General features: G+C 73.5%; 28 protein-coding genes. 13 read left to right on the forward strand and 15 right to left on the reverse strand.

Going from position 1 to position 26,795, the window contains the following annotated elements; genetic code table 11:
• Positions 1-43: 43 nt before the first annotated feature.
• Positions 44-1,468 carry a type I glutamate--ammonia ligase gene (glnA, locus tag Q6347_RS07070; protein WP_171248052.1) on the reverse strand — a complete coding sequence of 475 codons (1,425 nt, stop codon included), beginning with the start codon at positions 1,466-1,468 and terminating at the stop codon, positions 44-46.
• Between the two features lie 134 nt (positions 1,469-1,602).
• Here glnA and Q6347_RS07075 point away from each other — a divergent pair, with 134 nt between their 5' ends.
• Positions 1,603-2,049, forward strand: a complete 447-nt coding sequence (locus Q6347_RS07075) for an RDD family protein (protein WP_171248053.1) — start codon at positions 1,603-1,605, stop codon at positions 2,047-2,049.
• 36 nt (positions 2,050-2,085) lie between these two features.
• Here Q6347_RS07075 and Q6347_RS07080 read toward each other — a convergent pair whose 3' ends face one another.
• From Q6347_RS07080 to Q6347_RS07095, 4 genes are read right to left on the reverse strand one after another with little or no spacing between them, the layout of a single operon-like run.
• A complete protein-coding gene (locus Q6347_RS07080) occupies positions 2,086-2,820 on the reverse strand; it encodes a DUF4191 domain-containing protein (RefSeq protein WP_171248054.1) in 735 nt (244 codons plus the stop codon).
• A gap of 11 nt (positions 2,821-2,831) precedes the next feature.
• On the reverse strand, positions 2,832-3,842 hold the full coding sequence (gene lipA / locus Q6347_RS07085) for a lipoyl synthase (RefSeq protein ID WP_304604225.1): 1,011 nt from the start codon (positions 3,840-3,842) through the stop codon (positions 2,832-2,834).
• A gap of 27 nt (positions 3,843-3,869) precedes the next feature.
• Complete coding sequence (gene lipB / locus Q6347_RS07090) at positions 3,870-4,577, reverse strand: lipoyl(octanoyl) transferase LipB (RefSeq protein WP_304604224.1); 708 nt, start codon at positions 4,575-4,577, stop codon at positions 3,870-3,872.
• Positions 4,578-4,586: 9 nt separating this feature from the next.
• Complete coding sequence (locus Q6347_RS07095) at positions 4,587-5,075, reverse strand: MarR family winged helix-turn-helix transcriptional regulator (protein WP_171248057.1); 489 nt, start codon at positions 5,073-5,075, stop codon at positions 4,587-4,589.
• A gap of 36 nt (positions 5,076-5,111) precedes the next feature.
• On the opposite strand from Q6347_RS07095, the gene Q6347_RS07100 reads away from it, so the two are divergent.
• From Q6347_RS07100 to Q6347_RS07110, 3 genes are all read left to right on the forward strand, one after another.
• Positions 5,112-7,442 carry an MMPL family transporter gene (locus tag Q6347_RS07100; RefSeq protein WP_304607013.1) on the forward strand — a complete coding sequence of 777 codons (2,331 nt, stop codon included), beginning with the start codon at positions 5,112-5,114 and terminating at the stop codon, positions 7,440-7,442.
• Entirely contained in the window at positions 7,439-8,479 is a 1,041-nt protein-coding gene (locus tag Q6347_RS07105; protein ID WP_304604222.1) for a Gfo/Idh/MocA family oxidoreductase, read from the forward strand. Before Q6347_RS07100 ends, Q6347_RS07105 begins: the two co-directional genes overlap by 4 nt.
• 83 nt (positions 8,480-8,562) lie before the next feature.
• On the forward strand, positions 8,563-9,882 hold the full coding sequence (locus Q6347_RS07110) for a hypothetical protein (RefSeq protein ID WP_304607014.1): 1,320 nt from the start codon (positions 8,563-8,565) through the stop codon (positions 9,880-9,882).
• Between the two features lie 89 nt (positions 9,883-9,971).
• On the opposite strand, the gene sucB is transcribed toward Q6347_RS07110, so the two are convergent.
• Entirely contained in the window at positions 9,972-11,777 is a 1,806-nt protein-coding gene (gene sucB / locus Q6347_RS07115) for a 2-oxoglutarate dehydrogenase, E2 component, dihydrolipoamide succinyltransferase (protein ID WP_304607015.1), read from the reverse strand.
• 292 nt (positions 11,778-12,069) lie between these two features.
• Here sucB and Q6347_RS07120 point away from each other — a divergent pair, with 292 nt between their 5' ends.
• Positions 12,070-12,420: an oxidoreductase gene (locus Q6347_RS07120; protein ID WP_171248062.1), complete on the forward strand. Its 351-nt coding sequence runs from the start codon at positions 12,070-12,072 to the stop codon at positions 12,418-12,420.
• A 140-nt stretch (positions 12,421-12,560) separates the two neighbouring features.
• Here Q6347_RS07120 and Q6347_RS07125 read toward each other — a convergent pair whose 3' ends face one another.
• Entirely contained in the window at positions 12,561-14,066 is a 1,506-nt protein-coding gene (locus tag Q6347_RS07125) for a leucyl aminopeptidase (RefSeq protein WP_171248063.1), read from the reverse strand.
• A gap of 62 nt (positions 14,067-14,128) precedes the next feature.
• Here Q6347_RS07125 and Q6347_RS07130 point away from each other — a divergent pair, with 62 nt between their 5' ends.
• The 4 genes from Q6347_RS07130 to Q6347_RS07145 are packed head-to-tail and all read left to right on the forward strand — an operon-like array spanning position 14,129 to position 16,219.
• Positions 14,129-14,488, forward strand: coding sequence for a hypothetical protein (locus tag Q6347_RS07130; RefSeq protein WP_171248064.1), 360 nt, complete (start codon positions 14,129-14,131; stop codon positions 14,486-14,488).
• Positions 14,485-14,934 carry a hypothetical protein gene (locus Q6347_RS07135; protein WP_304604219.1) on the forward strand — a complete coding sequence of 150 codons (450 nt, stop codon included), beginning with the start codon at positions 14,485-14,487 and terminating at the stop codon, positions 14,932-14,934. Before Q6347_RS07130 ends, Q6347_RS07135 begins: the two co-directional genes overlap by 4 nt.
• A complete protein-coding gene (locus Q6347_RS07140) occupies positions 14,934-16,013 on the forward strand; it encodes a quinone-dependent dihydroorotate dehydrogenase (RefSeq protein ID WP_304607016.1) in 1,080 nt (359 codons plus the stop codon). Before Q6347_RS07135 ends, Q6347_RS07140 begins: the two co-directional genes overlap by 1 nt.
• Entirely contained in the window at positions 16,010-16,219 is a 210-nt protein-coding gene (locus tag Q6347_RS07145; protein ID WP_171248067.1) for a hypothetical protein, read from the forward strand. Before Q6347_RS07140 ends, Q6347_RS07145 begins: the two co-directional genes overlap by 4 nt.
• A 36-nt stretch (positions 16,220-16,255) precedes the next feature.
• On the opposite strand, the gene Q6347_RS07150 is transcribed toward Q6347_RS07145, so the two are convergent.
• Entirely contained in the window at positions 16,256-17,707 is a 1,452-nt protein-coding gene (locus Q6347_RS07150) for a PLP-dependent aminotransferase family protein (protein ID WP_304607017.1), read from the reverse strand.
• A 60-nt stretch (positions 17,708-17,767) separates the two neighbouring features.
• Between Q6347_RS07150 and Q6347_RS07155 the strand changes: the two genes are divergently transcribed.
• Positions 17,768-18,613, forward strand: a complete 846-nt coding sequence (locus tag Q6347_RS07155) for a YitT family protein (protein WP_369810818.1) — start codon at positions 17,768-17,770, stop codon at positions 18,611-18,613.
• A gap of 78 nt (positions 18,614-18,691) precedes the next feature.
• On the opposite strand, the gene Q6347_RS07160 is transcribed toward Q6347_RS07155, so the two are convergent.
• Positions 18,692-19,705, reverse strand: a complete 1,014-nt coding sequence (locus tag Q6347_RS07160; RefSeq protein ID WP_304607018.1) for an aldo/keto reductase family protein — start codon at positions 19,703-19,705, stop codon at positions 18,692-18,694.
• Between the two features lie 17 nt (positions 19,706-19,722).
• On the reverse strand, positions 19,723-20,388 hold the full coding sequence (locus tag Q6347_RS07165; protein ID WP_304604215.1) for a DUF3043 domain-containing protein: 666 nt from the start codon (positions 20,386-20,388) through the stop codon (positions 19,723-19,725).
• A 56-nt stretch (positions 20,389-20,444) separates the two neighbouring features.
• Between Q6347_RS07165 and Q6347_RS07170 the strand changes: the two genes are divergently transcribed.
• Positions 20,445-21,824 carry a dipeptidase gene (locus Q6347_RS07170; RefSeq protein WP_304607019.1) on the forward strand — a complete coding sequence of 460 codons (1,380 nt, stop codon included), beginning with the start codon at positions 20,445-20,447 and terminating at the stop codon, positions 21,822-21,824.
• Between the two features lie 4 nt (positions 21,825-21,828).
• Here Q6347_RS07170 and Q6347_RS07175 read toward each other — a convergent pair whose 3' ends face one another.
• The 3 genes from Q6347_RS07175 to nadA are packed head-to-tail and all read right to left on the reverse strand — an operon-like array spanning position 21,829 to position 24,232.
• Positions 21,829-22,377, reverse strand: a complete 549-nt coding sequence (locus Q6347_RS07175; RefSeq protein ID WP_304604213.1) for an acyl-CoA thioesterase — start codon at positions 22,375-22,377, stop codon at positions 21,829-21,831.
• A gap of 30 nt (positions 22,378-22,407) precedes the next feature.
• Positions 22,408-23,004, reverse strand: a complete 597-nt coding sequence (locus Q6347_RS07180) for a DJ-1/PfpI family protein (protein ID WP_304607020.1) — start codon at positions 23,002-23,004, stop codon at positions 22,408-22,410.
• Between the two features lie 25 nt (positions 23,005-23,029).
• A complete protein-coding gene (gene nadA / locus Q6347_RS07185; protein ID WP_304607021.1) occupies positions 23,030-24,232 on the reverse strand; it encodes a quinolinate synthase NadA in 1,203 nt (400 codons plus the stop codon).
• A gap of 44 nt (positions 24,233-24,276) precedes the next feature.
• On the opposite strand from nadA, the gene Q6347_RS07190 reads away from it, so the two are divergent.
• Both Q6347_RS07190 and Q6347_RS07195 read left to right on the forward strand, forming a co-directional pair.
• Positions 24,277-24,801 carry a hypothetical protein gene (locus tag Q6347_RS07190; RefSeq protein ID WP_304607022.1) on the forward strand — a complete coding sequence of 175 codons (525 nt, stop codon included), beginning with the start codon at positions 24,277-24,279 and terminating at the stop codon, positions 24,799-24,801.
• A gap of 79 nt (positions 24,802-24,880) precedes the next feature.
• The gene (locus Q6347_RS07195; RefSeq protein ID WP_171248076.1) at positions 24,881-25,231 is read left to right on the forward strand and encodes an iron-sulfur cluster assembly accessory protein; all 351 of its coding nucleotides are present in this window, start codon (positions 24,881-24,883) and stop codon (positions 25,229-25,231) included.
• 31 nt (positions 25,232-25,262) lie between these two features.
• On the opposite strand, the gene Q6347_RS07200 is transcribed toward Q6347_RS07195, so the two are convergent.
• Together Q6347_RS07200 and Q6347_RS07205 are read right to left on the reverse strand one after the other, a co-directional pair.
• Entirely contained in the window at positions 25,263-25,520 is a 258-nt protein-coding gene (locus Q6347_RS07200) for a sulfurtransferase TusA family protein (protein WP_304604210.1), read from the reverse strand.
• Positions 25,517-26,680: a cysteine desulfurase family protein gene (locus tag Q6347_RS07205; RefSeq protein ID WP_304607023.1), complete on the reverse strand. Its 1,164-nt coding sequence runs from the start codon at positions 26,678-26,680 to the stop codon at positions 25,517-25,519. The genes Q6347_RS07200 and Q6347_RS07205 overlap by 4 nt, the downstream gene beginning before the upstream one ends.
• Between the last annotated feature and the right edge of the window lie 115 nt (positions 26,681-26,795).

Genomic DNA, 26,795 nt, shown 5'->3' on the forward strand with positions numbered 1-26,795 from the left:
TGTCAGGTCGAGACGTGCCACGCCTGGTGACCGGGGAGAACGATCAGATGTCGTAGTACAGCTCGAACTCGTGCGGGTGCGGGCGCAGACGGATCGGGTCGATCTCGTTGGTCCGCTTGTAGTCGATCCAGGTGGCGATGAGGTCCTCGGAGAAGACGTCGCCCTGGGTGAGGAACTCGTGGTCCGCCTCGAGGGAGTTCAGCGTGCCCTCGAGCGAGCTCGGGACCTGGGCGATCTCCGCGTGCTCCTCCGGGGGCAGCTCGTAGAGGTCCTTGTCGACCGGGGCCGGCGGCTCGATGCGGTTCTTGATGCCGTCGATGCCGGCGAGCAGCATCGCGGAGAACGCGAGGTAGGGGTTGCTCGACGGGTCCGGCACGCGGAACTCGACGCGCTTGGCCTTCGGCGAGTTCCCGGTGATCGGGATGCGGATGCAGGCCGAGCGGTTACGGGCCGAGTAGACCAGGTTGACCGGCGCCTCGAAGCCCGGCACCAGGCGGTGGAACGAGTTCGCCGACGGGTTGGTGAAGGCGAGCAGCGACGGGGCGTGCTTGAGCAGACCGCCGATGTACCAGCGGGCCATGTCGGACAGGCCGCCGTAGCCCTTCTCGTCGTAGAACAGCGGCTCGCCGTTCAGCCACAGGGACTGGTGGGAGTGCATGCCCGAGCCGTTGTCGCCGAAGATCGGCTTCGGCATGAACGTCACCGACTTGCCGGCCTCGAAGCCGACGTTCTTGATGACGTACTTGAACTTCATCAGGTCGTCGGCGGCGTGCAGCAGGGTGTTGAACTTGTAGTTGATCTCCTGCTGGCCGGCGGTGCCCACCTCGTGGTGCGCACGCTCGACGTCCAGGCCCACCTGACCGAGGGTGGCGACCATGTCGTCACGCAGGTCGGCGAAGCGGTCACCCGGGGAGGTGGGGAAGTAGCCACCCTTGTAGCGGGTCTTGTAGCCGAGGTTCCCGCCCTCCTCGTCGCGGCCGGTGTTCCAGGCGGCCTCGACCGAGTCGATGCTGTAGAAGCCGGACTGCGACGAGGTGCCGAACTTGACGTCGTCGAAGATGTAGAACTCCGCCTCGGGGGCGAAGAACGCGGTGTCCGCGAGGCCGGTGGAGGCGAGGTAGGCCTCAGCCTTGGCGGCGATGTTGCGCGGGTCGCGGGCGTAGGGCTCGTCCGTGAACGGGTCCACGATCGAGAAGTTCATCACGAGCGTCTTGCGCTTGCGGAACGGGTCGATGAACGCGGTCTTCACGTCCGGCACGAGCTTCATGTCCGACTCGTGGATCGCCTGGAACCCGCGGATCGAGGAGCCGTCGAACATGAGGCCCTCGGTGAAGGAGTCCTCGTCGAACTGCGCGACGGGGATGTTGAAGTGCTGCATGACGCCCGGAAGGTCGATGAACCGGACGTCGATGAACTCCACCCCCTCGTTGCGGGTGAAGGCGATTGCCTCCTCGGCATTGGTGAACATGCATGCGCTCCTTGATGGGACGGTGCCAGGTGGCTCGGCTCCCTCGACGCTAGAGCCGTGGCATTACTCTTGCATAGCGCCGGTGTTTCGTCCGCGTTACGTAGACGGCCGAAACCCCGACGTAGAGTGTGTTCATGCCGTCGCGCGAGGAATTCGGGTCGTGGTTGACCGGTCGGGGCGTCCCGAGGGATGAGACGTCCGGGACCGATTCCCTGGGTCTGCCCACCTCCGGGCCGGGGTCGCCGGCCCGGATCGGGCGGCGCGTCGTGGCGCTCGTCGTGGACTGGGCGGCCGCCGGCGCCATCAGCTACGCGTTCTTCTCCTACGACGCCGGTGCGACCCTGGCGATCTTCTTCGCCATGAACCTGCTGCTGGTCAGCACGGTCGGCACGACGCTCGGGCACCGGCTGCTCGGTCTGCAGGTGCGCCGGCTCGGCGTCGAGGGCCCGCACCTGGTCGGGTTCGGGCGCGGGGCGATCCGCGCGGTGCTGGTGTGCCTCGTCATCCCGGCCGTGGTCTGGGACACCGACGGCCGGGGTCTGCACGACAAGGCGGCCGGGACCGTCATCGTGCGTCGATGAGGGTCCCGGCCGCCCGACGGTGGTCCGGAGGGGGTGTCAGCGCCCGCGCATGCCCTTGCGGTCGGGGCGGGCGTTCATCGGGTCGACGCCCTTGGGCACCGGCAGGCGCATGCCGCCGAGGGACTTGAGACGCTTGCCGACCTCCGCGGCCTCGGCGCGGGTGAGCTGCTTCTTCATCCGCTGGACCTTGCGGGCGACCTTGGGCAGCGGGACCTGACCCTCCTCGTCACCCACCTGGATGGTCGTGACGGGGACGTTCGGCAGGATGCGCGCGGCGCGCTTGCGCTCGTCGGCGAGCATCCGCTCCACGCGGTGCGACGGCCCCTCGGAGACCAGCACGACGCCGGGGCGCCCGACGCCGCGGAACACGAGGTCCTGCTGCCGGTTGACCGCCACGGGCTCGTCGTCGAAGTTCCAGCCGCCACGGACGGTGCCCAGCGCGGCACGGACGGCACCCGGCTGCCCGGCGATCTGGGTGTACGCCGCGCGCTCCGCCTTGCGCGTCAGGACGAACATCGCGGCGAGCAGGGCGAACGGCAGCCCGATGATCCCGGCGTAGATGACGTTGTCGGTCAGGGCGCCGATGAGCAGCGCCACGGCGAGGATGCCGATGAAGACCGCCAGCATGATCCAGGTGACCAGCGGGTCCTGACGTCGGGTCATCTGGTACGCCGACCACACCTGGTGGTACCAGCGCTGCTTCTTGGGCTTCTTCTGCTTCTTGGTGGACGCGTCGGCGGGCTCGCCGGCGTCGGACTTCGTGCGGGCCATGGTGGTCGATTCTACTGGGCGCGCGGGGCGACGAGGCTCGCCGCCTCCTGCCGTGCGGTGGTCGGTTCGGTCAGATGAGCGAGGGAGTCCGGCACGGCCTGGCCGCGCTTCGTCATCGCCTGGCCCCACAGGCGCCCGGCCCGGTAGGAGGAGCGCACCAGCGGACCGGCCATGACCCCGAGGAACCCGATCTCCTCGGCGTAGTCGCTCAGCTCGACGAACTCCTCGGGGCGCACCCAGCGGTCGACGGGGTGGTGGCGCACCGACGGCCGCAGGTACTGGGTGATCGTGATGAGGTCGCACCCGGCGGAGTGCAGGTCGTCCAGCGCGGACTTCACCTCGTCGATCGTCTCGCCCATGCCGAGGATGAGGTTGGACTTGGTGACCAGCCCCGCGTCGCGCGCCCGCGTCAGCACCGACAGGGAGCGCTCGTAGCGGAACGCGGGCCGGATCTGCTTGAAGATCCGCGGCACGGTCTCGACGTTGTGCGCCATCACCTCGGGGCGCGACTCGTTGACCTGGTCGAGCAGCTCGGGGATCGCGTTGAAGTCCGGGATGAGCAGCTCGACGCCGGTGCCGGGGTTGAGCTCGTGGATCTTGCGGACCGTCTCGGCGTACAGCCAGGCGCCGCCGTCGGGCAGGTCGTCACGGGCGACACCGGTGACGGTGGAGTACTTCAGCCCCATCTCGCGGACGGACTCGGCCACGCGGCGCGGCTCGTCGGCGTCGAAGGCGGCGGGCTTGCCGGTGTCGATCTGGCAGAAGTCGCAGCGGCGGGTGCACTGGTCACCGCCGATGAGGAACGTCGCCTCGCGGTCCTCCCAGCACTCGAAGATGTTGGGGCAGCCCGCCTCCTCGCAGACGGTGTGCAGGCCACCACCCTTCACCAGGCCCTTGAGCTCCTTGTACTCCGGGCCCATGACCGCACGGGTCTTGATCCACTCGGGCTTCTTCTCGATCGGGGTCTCGGCGTTGCGGGCCTCGACGCGCAGCAGGCGGCGGCCCTCGGGTGCGATGGTCACGGCGTCGTTCCCTTTCGTCGACGTCTGTCAGCCTACGACGGCGCCACGCGGCTCCGGCGCGACGTCGACGGGGGCGGTGGTGACTTCGGTCACCAGCGGGGTCAGGTGGGTCAGGAGGGCGTCGGTCAGGGCGTCGCGCACGTCGTCGACGGTGATCCGCCGCCCGGTCTCGGCCGACAGCGAGGTGACGTCGGCGTCGTCGATGCCGCAGGGCACGATCGCGTCGAACGCCGCCAGGTCGGCGTCGCAGTTCAGGGCCAGGCCGTGCATGGTCACGCCGCGGGCGACGCGCGCTCCGATGGCGCAGACCTTGCGGGCCCGGCGGGGCGTGCCGTCCGGTCCGCCGTCGTCGGCCGCGAACCACACCCCCGAGCGTCCCTCGACCCGGATCGGGTCGAGGCCGAGACCGGCGCACACGTCCATGACGGCGGCCTCGAGCGTGCGCACGTAGACCACGACGTCGACGGGGGAGCGCAGGGGCACGATCGGGTAGGCGACGAGCTGGCCGGGGCCGTGCCAGGTGATCTTCCCGCCGCGGTCGACGTCGACCACGGGGGTGCCGTCGGTGGGGTACTCGTCCCGGCGGGTCCGGCGTCCGGCGGTGTAGACGGAGTCGTGCTCGAGCAGGAAGAGGCGACCGGGGTCCTCCCCGGTCTGCACGGCGGCGTGCGTTCGGCGTTGGAGCTCCCAGGCCTCGTGGTAGTCGACGGTGCCCGGCAGCGAGACGACGTCCATCCCGGCAGCCTACTGCCCCACGGAGGTGCCGGGTTCCGCGCGCTGGGCGCGCACCATGTCCACGAGGATCTCGCGCAGCGTCGCGACCTGCTCCTCGTCGAGGCCGCGGGAGGTGAGGTCCTCGGCGGGCTGGAACTGCGCGGCCTCCAGCGCGACGCGCCGGCCGGTGTCGGTGATGGTCACGGCCCGGCGGCGTCGGTCGCGCGGGTCGTCGGCGCGGACGACGTAGCCGGACCGCTCCAGGCGCGCGACGATGCGGCTCATCGTCTGCTCGGTGACGCCGTTGCGCGAGGCGATCTCGCGCTGCGTGAGCGGCCCGGCCAGGAGGTGCAGGAGCACGGGGTGCCCGGCGTGGTTGAGGTCCCAGGTGGCCAGGTGGGCGTTCCAGTCCTGCTCGATCCGGCGCGCGACCGTGAAGAGGAGCCGCCCCGTGGGCCACTGGCCCGGCTCCTCGCTCGTGGGGTCCGGCTCCCCGGGCCGGCGCGTCTCGTTCTTCACTTGCGTGATGTCCTCCGATTCCCCATCATACTCAGCATGCTGAGTAAAAGGTGGGCGGGCATCGCCCGCGGTCTCGTCATTCTTGCAGCGATCGGCGTCTGGCTCGCCGTCGGAGCCTTCGGAGGGCAGGCCCAGGGCAACCTGAGCAGCGTCCAGGAGAACGACTCCGCCGCGTTCCTGCCCGAGAGTGCCGAGTCGACCCGTGCGGCCGAGCTCGCCGCCGAGTTCACCGACGACACGACGCTGCCCGCCCTCCTCGTGGCCGAGGCCGGTGACGGCGCGACGCTGACCCCCGAGCAGCTCCAGGACGCGCAGGCGTACGCCGAGGCCGTGCCGGACGCCCCGCTCGAGGGCGCCACGGGCGACGAGCCCGCCACGGTCGGGGAGGCCAGCATCGCCGACCCGGTGGTCATCCCCTCCGAGGACGGCGAGGCGGTGCTGGTGCTGGTCTCCCTCGACGCCTCGCTCGCCGACGAGGCGATCGGCGAGGAGGAGGCCAGCGTGGCCGAGGCCGCCGTCACGGCCATGCGCGACCTCGCCGAGCAGGGCTCCGGCGACGGCGGTCTGGCCGACTCCGGGCTCGAGTCCTGGGTCACCGGTCCGGCCGGCTTCATCGCGGACCTCACCAGCGCGTTCGGCGCCATCGACACCGTGCTGCTGCTGGTCGCCCTCGGCGCCGTGCTCATCATCCTGGCCCTGGTCTACCGCTCGCCGTTCCTGCCGTTCGTCGTCATCTTCACCTCCGTGCTCGCGCTGTCCCTCGCGGGCCTGGCGGTCTACCAGCTCGCGGCGAACGACGTGCTGACCCTCAACGGCCAGTCCCAGGGCATCCTGTCGATCCTCGTGGTCGGCGCCTCCGTCGACTACTCCCTGCTCGTCGTGGCCAGGTACCGCGAGGAGCTGGGACGGCTGCAGTCGCCCTACACGGCCCTGCGCCGCGCCGTCCGCGCGTCGTTCGAACCCATCACGGCCAGCGCGGTCACCGTCATCGCCGGTCTGCTCTGCCTGCTGCTGTCCGACCTGTCGTCCAACCGGAGCCTGGGTCCGGTCGCCACCATCGGCATCGTCGCGGCGTACCTGTCCGCGCTCACGCTGCTGCCGGCCCTGCTGCTCGTCGGCGGGCGCCGCGCCCGCTGGGTGTTCTGGCCCCGGATCCCCCGGGTGCCGGCCGGTGCGACGGCCGACGGCTCCGCCGCGGAGTCCGCGCCCGTCGCGGAGCAGCCGGCGAAGCCCGGCCGTGGGCGTCACGGCGCCGAGGACGACACCCCGGCGGTCGCCGGGCACGGGCTCTGGTCGCGTGCGGCCGGCTTCGTCGGTCGCCACGACCGGCCCGTCTGGATCGTCACCGCGCTCGTGCTCCTCGCCGGCGCCGCCTTCGTGCCCACGCTGAACGCCGGCGGGACGGGCGACTCCGAGGTGTTCCTGACCCAGGTCGACTCGGTCGACGGCGAGGAGGTCCTCACCGCCCACTTCGAAGGTGTCTCCACCCAGCCCGTCACCGTCATCACCCCCGAGGGAGACCTCGATGCCGTCGTCGAGGCCGCGGAGAGCACCGAAGGGGTCTCGGAGGCGACCCCGGTGACCGACCAGCCGGCGCCGGCCCCGGGCGCGCCGGCCGGAGGCGACGCGCTCGTGGTGGACGGCCTGGTCCGCGTGGACGTCATCACCGACGCGCCCTCGGACAGCCAGGAGGCCACCGAGGCCGTCGCGGCGCTCCGGGACTCGGTGGAGGGCGTCTCGCCCGACACGCTCATCGGCGGTGCGGCCGCCGAACGCCTGGACACCCAGCAGGCCGGTCAGCGTGACCTGCGCGTCATCGTGCCCGTCGTGCTGATCGTCATCCTGTTCATCCTCATGCTGCTGCTGCGCTCCGTGCTGGCCGCCGCGCTCCTCATGGGTGCCAACGTGCTGTCCTTCGGGTTCGCCCTCGGCATCTCGGCGATCCTGTTCAACAACGTCTTCGACTTCCCCGCGACCGACCCCAGCGTCCCGCTGTACGCCTTCGCGTTCCTCGTCGCGCTCGGTGTCGACTACTCGATCTTCCTCATGACCCGGGTGCGGGAGGAGAGCCTGAAGATCGGGACCCGACCGGGGGTGCTGCGCGGGCTCGCGGTCACCGGGTCGGTGATCACCTCGGCGGGCGTCGTGCTCGCGGCGACGTTCGCCGCCCTCGGGGTCATCCCGCTGGCGTTCCTCGCCCAGCTCGCCTTCATCGTCGCCTTCGGCGTGCTGATCGACACCCTCGTGGTGCGCAGCCTCCTCGTGCCCGCGCTCGTCCACGACATCGGCGACCGCACGTGGTGGCCCTCCCGACTGGCGCGTCGCCCGGTGGCGGCCGAGCAGGGGTCCGGCACCATGGGCACATGATCACGCCACGCGTCGCCATCATCGGGTACGGGGGAGCGGGCCGGGGCATCCATGCGGCCCTGGCCCGCGAGGCCGGGCTCCCGGTGACCGGTGTCGTCACCCGCGACCAGGGCCGCCGCACCCAGGCCGCGGGTGACTGGCCCGGTGCCCGGCTGTACGACGACCTCGACGACCTGCTGGCCGCCCGCTCGACCTACGACGTCGTCGTGGTCGCCAGCCCCAGCCAGCTGCACGCGAAGCAGGCGGCGGCGCTGGCCCGGGCCGGGGTGCCGTTCGTGCTGGACAAGCCCATCGGGGTCGACGCCCACGAGGCGCGAGCCGTGGCGGCCGAGGCGGACGCCACGGGCACGCCGTTCACGGTGTTCCACAACCGCCGCTGGGACCCCGAGCAGCTCACGCTCGCCGCGCTGCTGGGGCGCGGCGAGCTGGGCGACGTGCACACCTTCGAACGGCACTGGGAGCGGTGGCGGCCGGTGCCGCGCAAGCGGTGGAAGGAGAACGACCCCGACGGCGGCGGCCTCCTGCTGGACCTCGGACCGCACCTGGTGGACTCCGCCACACGGCTCTTCGGCCGGGTGACCGACGTGTGGGCCCAGCTGCGAGCGCTGACCACGCCGACGGAGGACGACGTCTTCCTCGTGCTGACCCACGAGGCCGGCGGCGGGCTCGCCGCCAGCCGGCACCCCGTCGTCTCGCGGCTCTGGGCGGGTTCCGTCGTCGCCGCGCCCGGCCCGCGCACCCGGGTCCTCGGCAGCGAGGGCGCCTACCTGGTCACGACCTTCGAGCAGGACGCCTCCCCGCTCGAGCGGTTCGACGACGAGGCCCCGGCGGGCACGCACGGCTGGTTCACCCGCGGCCGCGAGCGACGCCCCGTGCCGACCGCACCCGGCGGGCACGCCGACTTCTACCGGGCGCTGGGTCCCTGGCTCGACGGGGAGGAACCGGCACCCGTCGACCCGGGCGACGCGGTACGCACCGCCGAGGTGCTCGACGCGGCCCGGGTGGCCGCCCGCCAGGGGCGCCGCGTCGAGCTCTGACCCGGGGCCGTCCCGCTGCTGGTCGCCCCGAAGCCTGTGGACGACGCCTGCGGGCGGGTGCTCCCGGGGTGTTGCATGACCTGGTGCAGACCGACACCGTCCTCGCCGTGCCGCCCGACGCCGCTGCCCGCGACGCCCTGCTGGACCGGTTGCGACGGCTCGCCGACATCGATGCCGCCCGCGTCGAGCCCGTCGGCGCCGCCGTCGCCCGTCCTGACGGAGCGTTGGTCGTGCCGCGTGGTGCCGCGTCGGCGACGGACCTGGCCACCGTGCTCGCCGTGCGGGGCCGGTGCGACGGTCCCGAGGCCGCCGGGCTCGCGGCCGACCTCGCCCAGGGGCTCGCGACCCTGCACAGCGCCGGTGTCGTCCACGGGGGCCTCGACGTCGGGGACGTCGTCGTCGACCTGAACGGCCGGGTGCTGCTGCGGCCGCGGCTGACGCCGCCGCACGACGCGAACCCCGCCTCCGAGAGCGAGGACGTGCACGCCCTGGCCCGGCTGGTCGAGACGCTGTGCGCCCGGGCCGGGTCGGACACGGACACCGCGCTGCGGGCCGTCCTCGCCCCCGCGCTGGCCGACGACCCGCGCGTCCGTCCGGAGGCCGGGACGCTCGCCGCGCGCGTGCACGACGAGCTGGACCCGGAACCGCTGCGGCTGCCCGAACCGGCGGCCCTCGCGGCCGCCGCGCTCGCGAGCGGCCGGCAGCGTCCGGGGACCGACCCCTCGGACGGCGAGCCGCGGCACCGCCGGGCCCGGCGCCCCGGTGAGGACGGGGCCGGTTCCGCGCCGGTGCCCGGCACCCGGGCGACGCGGCGGTCGCATCCCGCCGGGAGGGCTCGGGGCCCGGCACGGCACCGGCCGGCGTCGGTGTGGCGTCCGGCGCTGGCCGGCGCCGGTGTCCTCGTCGCGGTGGCCGTGCTGGTCGCTGGAGGGCTGGCGTTCACCGCGGCGCCGAGCACGCCGTCGGCCGCGGTGGCGGCATCTGCCGGCCCGGCACCGGGCGCCGGCACGGGGGCCGGGCAGGTGACGACCGACCGGGAGGACCCGGCCGCTGCCGCCGCCGAGCTGACCCGGCGCCGCGCGGGGCTGCTGGCGGGGGAGCACGACGTGGCGGAGGTCGCGGTGCCGGGCACCCCCGCCCATGCGGCGGACACGGCGTGGCTGGAGCGTGCGAGGGCGTCCGGGACCCGGCTGGTGGACGCGCGGGTCACCGTCCTGTCCGTGCGGCTGGCGGGGGCTCCGACGCCGGACCGGGCCGAGGTCGTCGTGCGCTACGTCGTCGAGGAGCACACCCAGGTCGGCGCGGACGGCGAGGCCGTGACCGTGCCGGCCGGTGAACCGAGGACCGACACGCTGCGCCTGGCGTGGACGCCGGACGGCTGGCGGGTGACCGACGTCGTGTGACCGGACCGCGACGGCGTGTCCGGGCCCAGGACGACGTCAGGGGCGAGGACCGTGCGGTCCTCGCCCCTGACGGGTGGTGCGTCAGCCGGTCAGAGACCGACCTCGGACTCGAAGGCGCCCTCCTCGATGCGGTTCTTCACCGCGGTGAGGAAGCGGGCGGCGTCGGCGCCGTCGACCAGGCGGTGGTCGTAGGACAGGAACAGCATCGCCATCTGGCGGATCGCGATGGTCTCCTCGCCGTCGGCGGTCGTGACGACCACGGGCTTCTTCGTGATCGTGCCGGTGCCGAGGATCGCCACCTGGCCGACCGGGACGATCGGGGTGTCCCAGAGGGCACCGCCGGAGCCGGTGTTCGTGATGGTGAACGTGGCGCCGCTGAGGTCGTCCGGACCGATCTTGTTGTCGCGGGTACGGGCCGCGAGGTCGCCGATCTGGCGGGCGATGCCGGCCAGGTTGAGGTCACCGGCGTTCTTGATGACCGGGACGACCAGGCCGCGCTCGGTGTCGACGGCGATACCGACGTTCTCCGAGCCGTGGTAGGTGATCTCGCCCTTGTCGGTGTCGATGGAGGCGTTGACCTTCGGGAAGGCCTTGAGGGCCTCCACGGCCGCCTGCGTGTAGAACGGCAGGAAGGTCAGGTTCGCACCCTCGCGGGCCTTGAAGTCGGCCTTGGCCCGCTGACGCAGCTTGGCCACCTTCGTGACGTCGACCTCGACGGCGGTCGTGAGCTGGGCCTGGGTGTGCAGCGCCTCGTGCATGCGCTCGGCCACGACCTTGCGCAGACGCGACATCTTCTCCGTGGTGCCGCGCAGCGGCGAGACCTCGGGCACGGTCGGCTTCTTGGGCTCCGACGACGCCGGGGCGGACGCGGCCGGGGCGGAGGCCTTCTCGGCCGCCGCCAGGATGTCCTCCTTGCGGATGCGGCCACCGACGCCGGTGCCCTGCACCGTGTCGACGTCGACACCCTTCTCCGCGGCGAGCTTGCGCACCAGCGGCGTCAGGTAGGAGCCGCGGCCACCGGCAGGCTTCTCCGCCGCGGGCTCGGGCTTCGACTCGGGCTTCTTCTCGGGAGCCGGCTTCTCGGCGGGCTTCTCCGCCGCGGGCTCGGGCTTCTTCTCGGGCTCGGGCTTCGGCTCCGGCTTCTTCTCCGGCTCGGCCTTCTTCTCCGGCTCGGGCTCGGGCTCCGGCTTCTTCTCGGGCTCGGGCTTCTTCTCGCTCTTCTCGGCCGCGGGGGCGGCACCGGAGCCGACGATCGCCAGGACGGCGCCGACCTCGACGGTCTCGTCCTCCTCGACCTTGATCTCCTGCACGGTGCCCGCCACGGGGGAGGGGACCTCGGTGTCGACCTTGTCGGTGGAGACCTCGAGCAGGGGCTCGTCGACCTCGATGCTGTCGCCGACCGCCTTGAGCCACCGGGTCACGGTGCCCTCGGTGACGGACTCGCCCAGGGCCGGGAGCGTGACCTCGGTGCCCTCGCCGCCACCCGATGCCGGCTGGGAGGACTCCTCCTTCTCGGCGGGAGCGGACTCCTCGGCGGCGGGAGCGGACTCCTGCGCGGCGGGGGCGGACTCGGCGGGGGACTCCTCCGCGGGCGCCGACTCGGCGGACTCCTCGGCCGGGGCCTCCTGGGACCCGCCGTCGGAGGACCCCGAACCCGAGCCGTCACCGATGACGGCGAGCACGGCGCCGACCTCGACGGTCTCGTCCTCCTCGGCGAGGATCTGCTCGACGACGCCGGCCACGGGGGAGGGGACCTCGGTGTCGACCTTGTCGGTGGAGACCTCGAGCAAGGGCTCGTCGACCTCGACGGTGTCGCCGACGGACTTGAGCCATCGCGTGACGGTGCCCTCGGTGACGGACTCGCCGAGCGCCGGCAGCTGCACGTTCTCAGACATGACCTGTGGAGTCTCCTTCGATCAGTGGGTCGAGCGAGGCGCCGGAGCCGGTCGGCCGGAGGCTCGACCGACTCCTGTCCGGTAGCCGCGTTCCTGGGTCACTGCGTGCCATCTTGTCACTACCTGCGTCCGCCCCCCAATCGGGCGCCTGCGCAGAGCTGTGATGCTGGGTACATCGTGGTCCACCACGGCATCTTTGCTGGCGTCGACACCCGTAACGTCGTGAAACGGCCGCTCCGCGCGGCACGACCGGCTCCCCCGTCGTCCGCCCGGGGCGGGTAGTCTCGCGAACATGTCGTTGAGGTCTGCTCTGGACCGTCTGCTCGGGCGGTCGGAACCGTCGTCGCCGGCCCCCTCCGGCGGGGGTGGACGCGCCGCCGCCGTCGCGCATCTCGAGGAGTTCGTCCGCACCCGCGTCGGTGTCGAGGCCTACGTCGAGCCCCCCAACGCCCAGACCCCCAGCACGGTGCTGCTGGTGGCGACCACGGGGGAGTGGACGCGCCGCCGCGTGCCCGACGAGCGCACGGGTTTCGAGGTGGCCCGGTCCCTGGGCGTCCCGGTCTACAACGTCCGGTTCACCGGCTACCCCCAGCGCATGCGCGACTGGAACTCCGCGCAGCGCCAGGAGCGCAAGGGACGATAGGACCCCGGGCAGCACGAAGGGCCGGACCGACAGCTCCCCCGGTCGCGCTCACGGGCGCTGGGCGCCCTCCGCTTCCGGTCTGACGACCGGGGGAGCTGTCGGTCCGGCCCTCGTCGCTCGGTGCGCCGGAGCCGGTCCGGTCAGTCGGTGGTGATGCCCCGGCCCTCGAGGAAGCCCACCAGCGTGCGCAGACCCACGCCCGTGCCGCCGGCCGGGGTGTAGCCGAACGCGGCCGAGTCGTTGAACGACGGGCCGGCGATGTCGAGGTGGGCCCACGGCGTGTCCTCGACGAACGAGCGCAGGAAGATGCCGGCCGAGAGCATGCCGCCCCAGCGCTCGCCCACGTTGGCGATGTCGGCGGTCTTGGACTTGAGGCCCTCGGCGAGCTCCTCGGGCAGCGGCATCGGCCAGAACTGCTCACCGACGGTGTCGGCGGCGACCTTGACCTCGTCGCGGACGTCGTCGGTGCCCATGACGCCGCCGACCCGCTTGCCGAGCGCCACCATCTGGGCGCCGGTCAGCGTGGCGATGTCGAGCACGACGTCGTGACCGTCCTCGACGGCCGAGACGAGACCGTCGGCCATGACCAGGCGGCCCTCGGCGTCGGTGTTGAGCACCTCGACCGTCTTGCCGCCGCGGATCGTGATGACGTCGCCGGGCCGCTGGGCGTTGCTGCCGGGCATGTTCTCGGCGAGGCACAGGTAGCCGGTCACGGCGACCGGGAGCCCGAGCCGGGCCGCGGCGAGCACCGCGTGCAGCACGGTCGCCGCACCGGCCATGTCCGACTTCATCGCGTCCATGTTGGCGGCGGGCTTGATCGAGATGCCGCCGGTGTCGAACGTGATGCCCTTGCCCACGAGCGCGATGCGGGTGGCGGGCTTGGAGGGGGAATAGGTGAGCTTGACCATCCGCGGGCCTCGGGAGGAGCCCTGGCCGACGCCGGTCAGGCCGCCGTAGCCGCCGGCGGCGAGCTGCTTGTCGTCCAGGACGGTGATCTTGACGCCCTTGACGCCGAGGTCCTTGACGGCGGCCTTGGCCGCGTCGACGAACGAGGCCGGGTAGAGGTCGTTCGCGGGGGCGTTGACGAGGTCGCGCGTGCCGTGCACGGCGGCGGCCAGCACCTCGGCGCGGGCTGCCGCGGCCTTGGCGCGGGCCGAACGGGCGAACGGCGTCGCGACCTGCAGGGTGGTCACCGGGGCCAGCTTCGCCGACGCCTTGTCGTCCCGGTAGGTCGTGTACGCGTACGCCCCGAACAGCGCGCCCTCGACGACGGCGCCGAGCTCCTCCTCGTCCACCGCCGGCAGGGCGACGACGGCCGACGTGGAGCCGGCCAGCGAGCGCACGGCCGCACCGGCAGCACTCCGGAGGGTCTCGCGGTCGAAGGTGCCGTCCGCGTCCCGCTCGCCGAGGCCGGTCAGGACCAGCACGTCCGCCGCGACGTCCTTGCCGGCGGGCACGGTGCGCACCTCCTGCCGTGCGCCGGTCACGCCGAGGCGCGGTGCGAGGGTCTCGAGCTGCTCGACCAGCGAGGCGGGCAGCTGGTCGGCCACGACGGCCACGCCGTCGGAGGTCGAGCAGGTGCCCACGACGAGCGCGTCGGCAGCGAGGGAGGTCGGATTCTTTCCGGTCAGAGTGAGGTCAGCCACGCGCACCAGGCTAACCGGTCGCCCCCACCACCGGGTACGGCCGCGACGGGTAGTCTGCCGACGTGGTCCTTCCGCTCCTCGTCCTCGCCCTGGTGCTGTGCGGGCTGCTCGCCGGCTGGGCCGCCTGGTTCGTCGTGCGCGACCGGGCGGTGATCCTCAAACAGCTCTTCGGTGCGGCCGCGGTCGAGGCGGTGCTCCTGGTCCAGGCCGTCGTGGCGGCGATCCAGCAGGCCGGCGGCCACGCGGTGGACGGGCCGCTGTTCTGGGGGTACCTGCTCACCGCCGCGATGCTGCTGCCGCTGGCCGCCCTGTGGGCCTTCGCCGAGCGGACCAAGTGGTCCTCGGTCGTGCTCTGCGTCGCCGCGCTGACCGTCGCGTTCCTGGAGTGGCGCCTCTGGGTGATCTGGGAGGCCGGCCTGTGAGCGACGAGCGGCCCACCACGAGCGGCGGCTTCGGCCGGCTGCTGGTGTCCGTCTACGGCATCCTCGCCCTGGCCGCGCTGGGCCGCTCGAGCTACCAGGTGCTGACCAAGCTCGCCGAGGCGCCCGCCGCCTACCTGCTGTCCCTGCTGGCCGCCGTGGTGTACGTCGTGGCCACCGTCGCGCTCGCGCTGGGCGGACGGGGGACGGGCTGGCGAGGTGTCGCCTGGGGCGCCGTCGTCGTCGAGGCGGCGGGTGTGCTGACCGTCGGTACGCTGTCTGTGACCCACCCGGAGTACTTCGCCGAGGCGACCGTGTGGTCGGGCTTCGGTCAGGGCTACGGGTACGTCCCGCTCGTCCTGCCGTTCGTGGGTCTGTGGTGGCTCTGGCACACTCGCCCCGGACGCACCGCCCCGGAGTCCGCGCCGGTCCGACCGACGGAGGCCTGATGACGCCGTACACCCTGCTGTTCCAGACCGTCCTGCGGCGGATGGACCCCGAGCGTGCGCACGACCGCGCCTTCCGCGCGATCGAGGTCGCCGGCAGGGTGCCGCTGCTGCGCGACGTCGTGCAGGGCGCCCTGGCCCCCTACCTCGGTCGCGGCATCGGCGGTCCCGGCAGCGTGGAGGTGCTCGGCCGGACCGTGCCGGCACCCTTCGGCCTGGCCGGCGGGTTCGACAAGAACGCGCGGGCCGTGCGCGGGCTGACCATGCTGGGCTTCGGGTTCGTCGAGGTCGGCACCGTCACCCCGCGCCCGCAGCCGGGCAACGAGCGGCCGCGCATGTGGCGCGAGCTCGACGTGCGCGGCGTGCGCAACCGGATGGGGTTCAACAACGACGGCGCCGTGGAGATGGCCGAGCGGCTGCGTGCGCTCCGCTCCACCCGGGCGGGTCGCGCCGTCATCGTCGGGGTGAACATCGGCAAGAACAAGTCCACCCCCGCCGCGGACGCGGCCGGTGACTACGCGCGGTGCGCGCGGATGCTCGCCGAGCACGCCGACTACCTCGTCGTCAACGTCTCCTCGCCCAACACCCCGGGGCTGCGCGACCTGCAGACGGCCGACGAGCTGCGCCCGATCCTGACTGCCGTCCGTGCCGCGGCGGACGAGGCGACGGCGCTCGCCCGCGTCGGCCGGACCCCGCTGCTGGTCAAGATCGCCCCGGACCTGTCCGACGAGGACGTCGACGCCGTGGCCGACCTCGTCACCGAGCTCGGGCTGGACGGCGTCGTCGCCGTCAACACCACCGTCGGCCACGACCGCGGCCCCGGCGGGCTGTCCGGCCCGCCGCTGCTCGCACGCGGGCTGGAGGTCGTGCGCCGCCTGCGCGGACGGCTCGGACCCGACCCGGTGGTGATCGGCGTCGGGGGCGTCACGGACGCCGACGACGTGCGTGCCTACCTGCGCGCCGGCGCCGACCTGGTCCAGGGCTACACCTCGTTCGTCTACCGCGGGCCGTTCTGGCCGTCCAGGATCAACCGCGCCCTGACGCGGTCCCCGGGGTCGTCCAGCGCCGGGACGATGGCATGATCCGGCCCCGCTGGGAGTGGGCCCTCGACGACGACACCGGCGCGCCGCTGACGGCGCCGCTCAGCCCCGCGTTCACGACGCAGTACGACGCCGAGGAGTGGCTCGGCGAGCACTGGCGCACGCTGGCCGAGACCGGTGCCGCCCGGGCGCGGCTGCTCCACGACGGGGCGCAGGCCACGCCGACCGTCGAGCTGCGCAAGCCCTGAGGTCCCTCGGCGCGGCGGCGTCGCCGGCGCGGCTCCTCACCCGCCGACCCGGGCCCACGCCCGTCGCAGGCGGTCGACGACCTCCTCGTACTCCCCGACCGGCCGCGTGAAGGTCAGGCGCACCCGGTCCTGTCCCGACCCGTCGGGTGTGAACAAGGGTCCCGGGGCCAGGCGGAGGTCCTCGGCGACGGACGCGGCGGCCACCGCCCGCCCGAGGGGGCGGCCCAGCCCGACCCACAGGCACAGCCCGCCGTCCGGGCGGGGCACGTCCCACGCCGGCAGCCGTTCGTGGAGCAGGTCGACGAGGTCGTCGCGCCGGGCGCGCAGGTCCGCGACCCGCTCGGGAAGGATCCGGTCGCGGCGCTCCAGCAGGTCGGTCACGGCCAGCTGCTCGAGCACCGGGGTGGCCACGTCGAGGACCTGGCGGGTGTGCGCGAGCCGGCGCACGAGCTGGGGGTCGGCCCGCACCCAGCCCACGCGCAGGCCGCCCCAGAACGACTTCGAGGCCGACCCGACCGCGACGAGACGTGGGTCGGTCCCGTCCCCGACGAACGGGGCGGGCACGCCGGCCCCCGTGAGGCCGACGTCGGTCAGCGTCTCGTCCCCGACGACGGTGACGTCGTGGCGGGCGGCGAGCTCCGCGACCGCGTCGCGCTCGTCGCGGGTCATCGTGCGCCCGGTCGGGTTGTGGAAGTCCGGCACCAGGTAGACGAACCGTGCGCCCGTGCGCCGGACGACGGACTCGATCGCCTCGACGTCCCCGACCGGGACCCCGACGACGCGGGCGCCGGCCCGGCGCAGCGCACCCAGTGCGTGGACGTACGTCGGCGACTCGACGACGACGTGCTCGGTCCGGGCCACGAGCGTGGTCGTCAGCAGCGCGATCGCCTGCTGGGCTCCTGTCGTGACCAGGATCTGGTCCGGGTCGGTCGGGGCCCCGCGGGCGGTGTACCGGGCGGCGACGGCGGCACGCAGGGGTTCCACCCCGAGGTGGGCGTAGCCCCCGCCGTCCAGGTAGCCGGGCAGCATCTCCAGCGCTCGGGTGTAGGCGCCGTGCAGGGCACTGGAGGCGGACGGCGTCGCCTGCGACATGTCGATCGTGCGGTCGGAGGCGGGGCGTGCGGGGTCGGCCGACGGCGCGTCACCGGCCGGGGGCGTTGTCCCGGCGGGGCGTCCGGTGTCGCGCGGCAGCACGGCGACCGTGCCGGAGCCCACGCGGCTCGCGGCGAAGCCGAGGTCCCGCAGCCGGGCGTAGGCGGCCGACGTCGTCGCCCGGGACACGCCCAGCGCGCGGGCCAGCTCGCGCTCGCTCGGCAGCCGCGTCAGGACGGGGAGCGCCCCCGCGAGGACGGCCGCGCGCAGCGCGTCGGCGAGCGCCTGGTAGGCGGGGCCGGTCGTGTGCCAGGTCCCGAGGAGCCGGACGGCGCCCTGCGCCGTCAGGGAGCGCACCGCCCCGGTGGCCGGTGGTCCGGGCGTGGTGGTGGTCACCGGTCCACTCTTGCGCGATTGGCTATGGAAGTCCAGGCCAATCATGGCGAGGGTGAGGCCATGACTCTCGCACCTCCGCAGCCGACGCCACGCCAGGGACGCCCGGTCGGCCGTCGTCCCGCACGCCGCGTGACCGACCGCCGGTCCCCGGGGCCGCGCATCCCGGAGATGGGGGTGACGCGCCGCGCGGTCCAGCTCCTGCTCGGCCTGGCCGGCTACGCGGCCTCGATGGCCATGGTGGTGCAGGCCGGGCAGGGTGCGATGCCGTGGGACGTCCTGCACCAGGGCGTCGTCCGGGCCACGGCCTGGTCGTTCGGCGTCGCCGTGCTGGTGGCCTCGATCCTCGTGCTCGCCGCCTGGGTGCCGCTGCGCCAGCGGCCCGGGATCGGGACCGTGGCGAACGTCGTCGTCATCTCCGCGCTCATCGGGCCGGCCCTGGTCGCCGTCGACCGGCTCGCGCCCGAGCCCGGACGGGCGGCGCAGGTGCTGCTGGTGGTGGGCGGCATCGTGCTCAACGGCGTCGCGACCGCCGCCTACGTGGGCGTCCGCCTCGGGCCGGGACCCCGGGACGGGCTGCTGACCGGTCTGGTGGCCCGCACCGGCTGGTCCGTCCGGGCGGTCAAGACGGGGATCGAGGTCGCGGTCGTCGTGGTCGGTGTGCTGCTCGGCGGCACGTTCGGCTGGGCGACGATCGCCTACGCCCTCGGGGTCGGCCCCGTGGTTCAGGCGGCCGCGCGGTGGCGTCCCCTCGTACCCGCGGGGCTGACCACGCCGGCACCGCCGCGGGCTCGCGGGAGACGGCGGGCACCCGAGCCCGCCCTGCCCGCGGCGCACCCGGACCAGGTGCGCCGTCGGGCCGCCCGGATCGCGCGGGCGCTGGCGTCGTTCGGCGACCAGCACCGCTGACCGCCGCGGTCGGTCCCGGACGGACGTCAGGCCCTGCCCGCCGAGGTGGCGGGGCAGGGCCTGACGGGGCGAGGGGCCTCAGACGACGCGCGTCTTCGGTGCACCCTCGAGGGTCTTGGCCGGGTCGCGCTCGACCACGTCACCCAGCGCGTCGTCGATCCGTGTCATGAGCTCGGCGGGGATCTCCACCCCGGAAGCCTTGACGTTCTCGGCGACCTGCTCGGGCCGCGACGCGCCCACGATCGCGGCGGCGACGTTGTCGTTCTGCAGCACCCAGGCCACGGCGAGCTGGGCCATGGTCAGGTTCAGCTCGTCGGCGACCGGCTTGAGCTGCTGCACCCGCTCGAGGACGTCGTCGTTCATGAACCGCTGGATCATCTTCGCCCCGCCCTTGTCGTCCGTGGCGCGGGACCCGGACGGCAGCGGCTGGCCGGGGACGTACTTCCCGGTCAGCACGCCCTGGGCGATGGGGGACCAGACGATCTGCGACAGCCCGTTCTCGCGCGAGGCCGGGACGACCTCGTCCTCGATGACCCGCCACAGCATTGAGTACTGCGGCTGGGAGCTGATGAGCTGGAAACCGAGGTCCTTCGCCATCGCGGCGCCGGCACGGATCTGGTCCGCCGACCACTCCGAGACGCCGATGTAGAGCGCCTTGCCCTGGCGCACGATGTCGGCGAACGCCTGCATCGTCTCCTCGAGAGGCGTCTCGGTGTCGTAGCGGTGCGCCTGGTAGAGGTCGACGTAGTCGGTGCCGAGGCGCTGCAGCGAGCCGTTGATCGACTCCATGACGTGCTTGCGCGACAGGCCGGTGTCGTTCGGACCGCCGGGCCCCGTGGGCCAGTAGACCTTCGTGAAGATCTCCAGGCTCTCGCGGCGCTGCCCCTTGAGGGCGTCGCCGAGGACCTGCTCCGCCTTGGTGTTGGCGTAGACGTCGGCGGTGTCGAAGGAGGTGATGCCCGCGTCCAGGGCGGCGTGCACGCACTGCGTGGCGACGTCGTTCTCGACCTGGGAGCCGTGGGTGAGCCAGTTGCCGTAGGTGATCTCGGAGATCTTGAGACCACTGTTGCCGAGGTAGCGGTAGGTGACCATCCGGCCACCCTAGGCGCTCACTCCGGCCAGTGCCCGTGCTTCTTGTGCATCGGCTTCGGCAGCCGGGAGCGGCGGATCTGCAGCGCCCGCATCGCGGCGTACATCATCGTGCCGCGCGGGACGTAGTACTCCTTCTTGCCGTCCACGCCCAGCGTGCCGAACTTGTCGCGCAGCCGGCGCTTGAGGCGCTGCCACATGACGACGACGTCGATGAGCGTGATGAACACGACCGCGTACAGGGCCAGCAGCACGAGGGACGCCATGGTCGGGTTCTGGATGAAGAGCAGGTTCAGGAAGATGAACACGAACGCGACCGGCAGGAAGAACTCGCCGACGTTCCAGCGGGCGTCGACGTAGTCCCGCACGTAGCGGCGCACCGGGCCCTTGTCCCGGGCCGGCATGAACCGCTCGTCACCGGTCTGCATCGCCTGGTACTCGCGGTTGCGCTCCGTGCGCGCCTTCTCCCGGTTCGCCTTGCGCGCGGCCTTGCGGTCGTTCGGGACCAGCGGGCGCTTGTTCTTCGCCTGCGACTCGCTGCGCTTCGGCGTGGGGCGTCCCTTGGAGCCCGGGCGCGACGGCGAGTCGGAGCTGTCGGCGGCGGAGGACGTCCCCGCGACGTCGGCGGAGGAGGCGGACGGCTCCGTGGCAGGGGAATCGGCGAGATCACGCTTGCGGGAGAACACGCCTCCAGGGTAGTTGAGACACGGGGTGCCTTCGAACACCCCGTTACCGTGGGCGCATGACCCACACCGAGAGCGACGTCGCCGCGCTGCGCGCGCACGTCGACGAACTGTTCCCCGCGGTTCAGGCCGACCTCGAGGCCCTGGTCCGCATCCCGAGCGTCTCCGCGAGCGCCTTCGACCCGGCGCACGTGGAGACCAGCGCCAAGGCCGTGGCCACGCTGCTGCGCGACGCCGGCATGCCCGAGGTGCAGATCCTGCGCTCGGAGCGGCCCGACGGCGAGCCCGGGGCCCCGGCCGTCGTCGCGCGCCGTCCCGCGCCCGAGGGGGCGCCGACCGTGCTGCTGTACGCCCACCACGACGTCCAGCCGCCGGGGGACCCCGCCACCTGGGACACCGAGCCGTTCGAACCCGTCCAGCGCGGCGAGCGGCTGTTCGGGCGCGGCGCGGCCGACGACAAGGCCGGGGTCATGGCGCACGTGGGCGCCCTGCGCGCGCTGGGCGCCCTGGGCGAGGAGCCGGGCGTCGGTGTGACCGTGTTCGTCGAGGGGGAGGAGGAGGCAGGCTCGCCGAGCTTCTCCCGGTTCCTGGCCGACCACCACGAGCTGCTCGCCGCCGACGTCATCGTCGTGGCGGACTCGACCAACTGGAAGGTGGGCGTGCCCGCCCTGACGACGTCGCTGCGCGGGCTCGTCGACGGCGTCGTGAGCGTCGACGTGCTCGACCACGCCGTGCACTCGGGGATGTTCGGCGGTCCCGTCCTCGACGCCAACCTGCTGCTGGCCCGCCTGCTGGCCACGCTGCACGACGACGCCGGGAACGTGGCGGTCGAGGGCCTGACCAGCGCCGCCGAGCCCGACGTGGACTACGCCGAGGCCGACTTCCGGGCCGACTCCTCGGTGCTGGACGGCGTCGAGCTGGCCGGGGAGGGCACGATCGCGGGCCGGATGTGGACCAAGCCGGCCGTCGCCGTCATCGGTGTCGACGCGACCGACGTCGCGCACGCCTCCAACACGCTGGCCCCGCGGGCCGCGGCCAAGCTGTCGGTGCGGATCCCGCCGGGGCTCGCACCGCAGGCCGCCGAGGACGCGCTGCAGGCGCACCTGACCGCCCACGCCCCGTTCGGCGCCCGCGTGACCTGGACGCCGGGGGAGCAGGGCAAGGCCTTCGGCGCGCCCGACGACTCGGAGGCCATGCGGGCCGCGCGCTCGGCCTTCGCCGCGGCGTGGGGGACGGATCCCGTGGACATCGGCGTCGGCGGGTCGATCCCGTTCATCGCCGACCTGCTCGAGGCGTTCCCCGAGGCGGCCGTGCTCGTGACCGGGGTGGAGGACCCGGACTCGCGCGCCCACGGCGCCAACGAGTCGGTGCACCTGGGCGAGCTGCGCAAGGTCCTGGTGGCCGAGGCGCTGCTGCTGCGGGGGCTGGCCGCCGGCTGAGCGCTCAGGCGCGGTCGACGTCGCGGTGCGCGACGTCGACCGCCCGGGCCCAGGCCGCGACGTCCTCGGGCAGGTCGGGGCTGACCAGGTCCGGGTCGTCGCCGAGCACCGCCACGACGTCGTGCGGGGCCACCCGGATGCCGTCCCGGCCCAGGAACCGGGCGGCGATCCAGCCGCGGGCGCAGAGCTCGTCGTCGCGCCGGGTCATCCTCTGCTCGAGGAAGACGACGCGCTGGTCCCAGCCCATCACGCGGCTGGTGATGGTGACGCGGTCGAAGAGCTTGAGCGACCGCTTGTACGTCATCGTCGAGGCCGCCACCACCGGGTACCAGCCCTGCGACCGGAGCTTGGCCAGACCGCCGATGTCGGCGAGGAAGTTGGACCGGGCCACGTCCATCATCTGCAGGTACGAGCCGTTGTTGACGTGCAGGTAGAAGTCCAGGTCGCCCGGCTTGACGCGCATCACCGTGGTCGAGGCGTCGAACGGCCCCATCCCGGGGCGCTGGCGGCGGGGCAGGAGCGTGGCCGTGGCGAGCTGGATCATCCGCGTCATACGGCGACGGTATACCAGCGACCTGCGGTATCAGATACCTGGGTACTCCAGGGTGCGCCGCACCGCCCGGGCGACCTCCACCGACTCCAGGCGCTCCACGAGGTGCAGGGCCATGTCGATCCCGGCCGAGGCGCCGGCGGAGGTGACCACGTCGCCGTCGTCCACGAACCGGGCCTCGGTGTCGATGACCGTCGACGGGTCGATCTGCGCCAGGTCGTCGTAGTAGTCCCGGTGCGTCGTCGCGGGACGCCCCGCCAGCAGACCGGCCGCCGCCAGCACCAGCGCCCCCGTGCACACGCTCGCCACCACCGGCGTCTGGGTGTGCACCTGGCGCAACCACTCCAGGTGCCCGTGGTCGGCCACGAGGGCACGGGTGCCCCAGCCCCCCGGGTGGACCAGGACGTGCAGCGGGCCGACGTCGTCCGCCGAGCGGGCCGGCACGATCCGCATGCCCTTGGCCAGCCGCACGCCCTCGCCGTCGCGGGAGAAGGTGCTCACGTGCGGCCGCAGGGGCGACGCGGAGTGCTCCTCCCACGCGGCGAGGACCTCGAACGGTCCGACCGCGTCGAGCTCGTCGGCGTCGTCGAACAGCAGGATCCCGATGTGCAGCCCGCCGTCGGTGCTCACTTGCGTCGCCTTCCCGCGCCCCGGGTCAGAGTCCCGGCAGCGCCAGCATCTGGTCGAGGGCCACCCGGGCCCAGTGGGCGTCGTCGGAGTCCACCACGATCCGGTTGACCACGCGGCCCTCGGCCAGCGACTCCATCGCCCAGACCAGGTGGGGCAGGTCGATCCGGTTCATCGTCGAGCAGAAGCACACCGTGGAGTCGAGGTAGTGGACCTGCTTGTCGGGGTGAGCCCTGGCCAGCCGGCGCACGAGGTTGAGCTCGGTGCCGATCGCCCACGTCGACCCGGGCTCGGCGGCGTCGAGGGCCTTGATGATGTACTCCGTCGAGCCGACGCGGTCCGCCGCCGCGACGACCTCGTGGCGGCACTCCGGGTGGACCATGACGTTGACGTCCGGCGCCTTGGCGCGGATCGCCTCGACGTTCTGCACCGAGAACCGTCCGTGCACCGAGCAGTGGCCGCGCCACAGGATCATCCGTGCGTCGCGCAGCTCGGCATCGGTCAGGCCGCCGTTCGGCTTGCGCGGGTCGAACACGACGCAGTCGTCCAGGGACAGCCCGAGCTGGTTCACCGCGGTGTTGCGGCCCAGGTGCTGGTCCGGCAGGAACAGCACCTTGCCCGTGCCGTCGACGCCGCCGACCTGGTCGAAGGCCCACCGCAGGGCGACCTGGGCGTTCGACGACGTGCACACGGTCCCGCCGTGCCGGCCGGTGAAGGCCTTGATCGCCGCGGAGGAGTTCATGTACGTCACCGGCACGGTGTCGTCGGCGACGCCCGCGTCGGCCAGCACCTCCCAGGCCTCCTCGACCTGCGAGATCTCGGCCATGTCCGCCATCGAGCAGCCCGCCGCCATGTCCGGCAGGACCACCTGCTGGGTGTCCGCGGTGAGGATGTCGGCCGACTCGGCCATGAAGTGCACGCCGCAGAAGATGACGAACTCGGCCTCGGGCCGCGCCGCCGCCCGCTGGGCGAGCTTGAAGGAGTCCCCGGTGACGTCGGCGAAGTCGATCACCTCGTCGCGCTGGTAGTGGTGGCCCAGCACGAAGGCGCGCTCGCCCAGCGCCGCCCGCGCGGCGCGCGCACGGTCCACCAGGTCCGGGTCCGAGGGCGCCGGCAGCGCGCCGGTGCACTCCACCCCGCGCTCGGAGGCGAGGTCGCGGCCCTGACCGAGCAGCAGCAGCGCCGAGGGCGCCGGCTCGGTGAAGTTCGACGTCTCGTTCAGCACAGTCACGGCATCATCTTCCCACGGTCCCGACGTGTGCCACGATCGGTGACGTGCACGTACTGCTGGTGACAGCCGCCGACGACGGCGGCGCCGACCGTGGGCCCTGGACGCCCCTGGCCGCGGCCTGGACCGAGGCGGCGCCGCGCTGCGTCGTCGAGCCGATGGTCCTGCCCCCGGGACCGGTGGCCGCGACCGCACCCCCCGGCGAGGCTCCGGCGCCCGGTGTCTTCGTCCCCACGACGAGCCTCGGGCTGACGAGCGTCACGCCGCCCCCGCCGCCGCCCGAGGTCCGTCTCCTGCAGGAGCGTGTCGCCCACGCCGACCTCGTCGTCGTGCACACGCCCGTCCTGGACGCCTCCGCCCTGCGCGCAGGCCCGGTGCACCGGGCCGCGGAGGCGGCCGCCCCGTACGCCGTGCCCGTCGTCGTGCTCGCCGGGCGGGACGAGACGACCCGCCGCGAGCTCTCCGGGGCGGGGGTCGCCGGGGCGCACGAGATCGGCGAGCCGCCGTCGGGTGAGGCCGTGGGCCGGGTCGCGCGCACGTGGGCGCCGGCCTGGGCCGCCCCCGAGGAGTGACGTCCCTCACATCGCCGGGGGCGGGGGATTCGGGCGTAGGATCGGGAACAGCCGTACCGGCCCACCTGTTGGAGGAAGCATGACCGACACCACCGAGATCGCCACGCACGGCGTCGAGCTCTCCGAGGTCGCCGCGAACAAGGTCCGCAGCCTCCTGGAGCAGGAGGGGCGCGACGACCTGCGCCTGCGCGTCGCCGTCCAGCCCGGCGGCTGCTCCGGGCTCATCTACCAGCTCTACTTCGACGAGCGCCTGCTCGACGGGGACGCGCTGCGCGACTTCGACGGCGTCGAGGTCGTCGTGGACCGTATGAGCGTGCCCTACCTCGACGGCGCGAAGATCGACTTCGCGGACACCATCGAGAAGCAGGGCTTCACGATCGACAACCCGAACGCCGGCGAGTCCTGCGCCTGCGGCGGCTCCTTCGGCTGATCGACGTCCCGGCTCGCGCGAGCCGGAGCCGCTAGTCCTCGAGACGGACGGTCAGGGCCCACCAGGCCCGGCCGTCCGTCTCGTCGTTCCCGGGGTGCTGCTCCTCGGCCACCATGGCGTGCCCCCGCAGCCGCGCCCACGCCGGCACGTCGTACCGGGCGGCCGGATCCGTCGCGAGCACCGTGATCTCCGTTCCCCCGGGTCGCTCCTTCGCGTGGGCGGCCAGCCGCACCACGGGCAGCGGGCAGCGCAGGCCCCGCGCGTCCACGACCTCCGGCCCGGCGCTCACAGCCCCGACACCCCCAGGGCGTCCCGGACGCGGGCGACCGCCCCCGGCAGCACCGCGAGGAAGCGCTCGACGTCCTCGGCCGTGGTCGAACGGTCCAGGGCCAGGCGGACGTTGCCGTGCGTGAGCACGCCCATCGCGGCCAGGACGTGCGACGGCTCCAGCGTGCCCGCGGTGCAGGCCGACCCGGAACCCACGGCGAACCCGGCGCGGTCGAGCTCGGTGACCAGCGCCTCGCCGTCGACGTAGAGGAACGAGAACGTCACCACGTGGGGGAGGCGGTCCTGCGGGTCGCCGACCACCTCGACGTCCGGCACGCCCGCGACGCCGTCGCGGATCCGGTCGACCAGCGCACGGCGCCGCTCGTCCTCCGCGGCGAGGTCCTGGGCGACCGCCTGCAGGGACACGGCCGCGGCGAACGCGGCCGGGACGCTGACGCCACCGGGCGCCCAGGGGTCGGGGTCCTCCGGGCCGGCCGGGACCGTGCGCGTGCGGTGGCGCACCGCGAGGATCCCCAGGCCGCGGGGCCCGCCCCAGTCGGCGGGGTCGGCCGCCAGCAGGTCCCACGCCGTCGGCAGCGGGGCGTGCCCCACCGAGGCACCGGCGTCCACGAGCAGGGGGACCCCGGAACCCTCGAGCGCGGCGTGGACCCGGGCGACCGGCTGGCGGGTACCGACCTCGCCGTTGGCGTCCTGCAGCGCCGCCAGCGCGACGCCGTCCGCGCGGGCCGCCGAGGCGAGCTCGTCGGCGTCCACCCGCCCGACCCGGTCGACGGGGACCGTCGTGCGGCGGCCCTGCGCGGCAGCCGCGACGTGGTCGGCGGCGTGCAGGACCGCGGCCCGCTCGACCGCGCCGACCACGACGTCGCCGCCGTGCCGCCGTCGGGCCCGGGCGACCTGGGCCACCGCCGCGTGCAGGGACGCCGTGTGCGAGGGCGTGAACCGGACCTCCTCGGTCCGGGTCCCCAGCACCCCGGCCACGGCCTCTCGCGCCCCGTCCAGCAGGGCGGCCGCGCGCCGGCCCTCGGCGTGCAGCCGGCGGGGGTCCGCCCATCCCTCGTCCAGGGCCTGGACGAAGGCCTGCCGCGCCGACGGGTGCAGGGGCGCCGACCCGCCGTTGTCCAGGTGGGTGCGGGCGGGCGTCGGCGAGGTGGGATGTGTCACAAGGGCCTCTCGGTGGGCGTCGAAGCGTGGTGACCATCATGCCGCCGGGGGCTTCGGTGTCGCGAAAGCGGCGGCCGATCTGACACCGGTTCGGCAGGCGTCGCGAACATCGCGG

Origin of the sequence: Isoptericola sp. b408, assembly GCF_030588085.1 — a bacterium.
In the GTDB taxonomy this organism is placed as follows: Bacteria; Actinomycetota; Actinomycetes; order Actinomycetales; family Cellulomonadaceae; genus Isoptericola; species Isoptericola sediminis.

Bases quoted from the DNA above. Each gene is read 5' to 3' on its own strand.
- glnA (WP_171248052.1), bottom strand. From the start codon at position 1,468: ATGTTCACCAATGCCGAGGAGGCAATCGCCTTCACCCGCAACGAGGGG.
- Q6347_RS07075 (WP_171248053.1), top strand. From the start codon at position 1,603: ATGCCGTCGCGCGAGGAATTCGGGTCGTGGTTGACCGGTCGGGGCGTC.
- Q6347_RS07080 (WP_171248054.1), bottom strand. From the start codon at position 2,820: ATGGCCCGCACGAAGTCCGACGCCGGCGAGCCCGCCGACGCGTCCACC.
- lipB (WP_304604224.1), bottom strand. From the start codon at position 4,577: ATGGACGTCGTCTCGCTGCCGGGCACCGTCGACTACCACGAGGCCTGG.
- Q6347_RS07100 (WP_304607013.1), top strand. From the start codon at position 5,112: ATGCTGAGTAAAAGGTGGGCGGGCATCGCCCGCGGTCTCGTCATTCTT.
- Q6347_RS07105 (WP_304604222.1), top strand. From the start codon at position 7,439: ATGATCACGCCACGCGTCGCCATCATCGGGTACGGGGGAGCGGGCCGG.
- sucB (WP_304607015.1), bottom strand. From the start codon at position 11,777: ATGTCTGAGAACGTGCAGCTGCCGGCGCTCGGCGAGTCCGTCACCGAG.
- Q6347_RS07120 (WP_171248062.1), top strand. From the start codon at position 12,070: ATGTCGTTGAGGTCTGCTCTGGACCGTCTGCTCGGGCGGTCGGAACCG.
- Q6347_RS07140 (WP_304607016.1), top strand. From the start codon at position 14,934: ATGACGCCGTACACCCTGCTGTTCCAGACCGTCCTGCGGCGGATGGAC.
- Q6347_RS07145 (WP_171248067.1), top strand. From the start codon at position 16,010: ATGATCCGGCCCCGCTGGGAGTGGGCCCTCGACGACGACACCGGCGCG.
- Q6347_RS07155 (WP_369810818.1), top strand. From the start codon at position 17,768: ATGACTCTCGCACCTCCGCAGCCGACGCCACGCCAGGGACGCCCGGTC.
- Q6347_RS07160 (WP_304607018.1), bottom strand. From the start codon at position 19,705: ATGGTCACCTACCGCTACCTCGGCAACAGTGGTCTCAAGATCTCCGAG.
- Q6347_RS07170 (WP_304607019.1), top strand. From the start codon at position 20,445: ATGACCCACACCGAGAGCGACGTCGCCGCGCTGCGCGCGCACGTCGAC.
- Q6347_RS07175 (WP_304604213.1), bottom strand. From the start codon at position 22,377: ATGACGCGGATGATCCAGCTCGCCACGGCCACGCTCCTGCCCCGCCGC.
- Q6347_RS07195 (WP_171248076.1), top strand. From the start codon at position 24,881: ATGACCGACACCACCGAGATCGCCACGCACGGCGTCGAGCTCTCCGAG.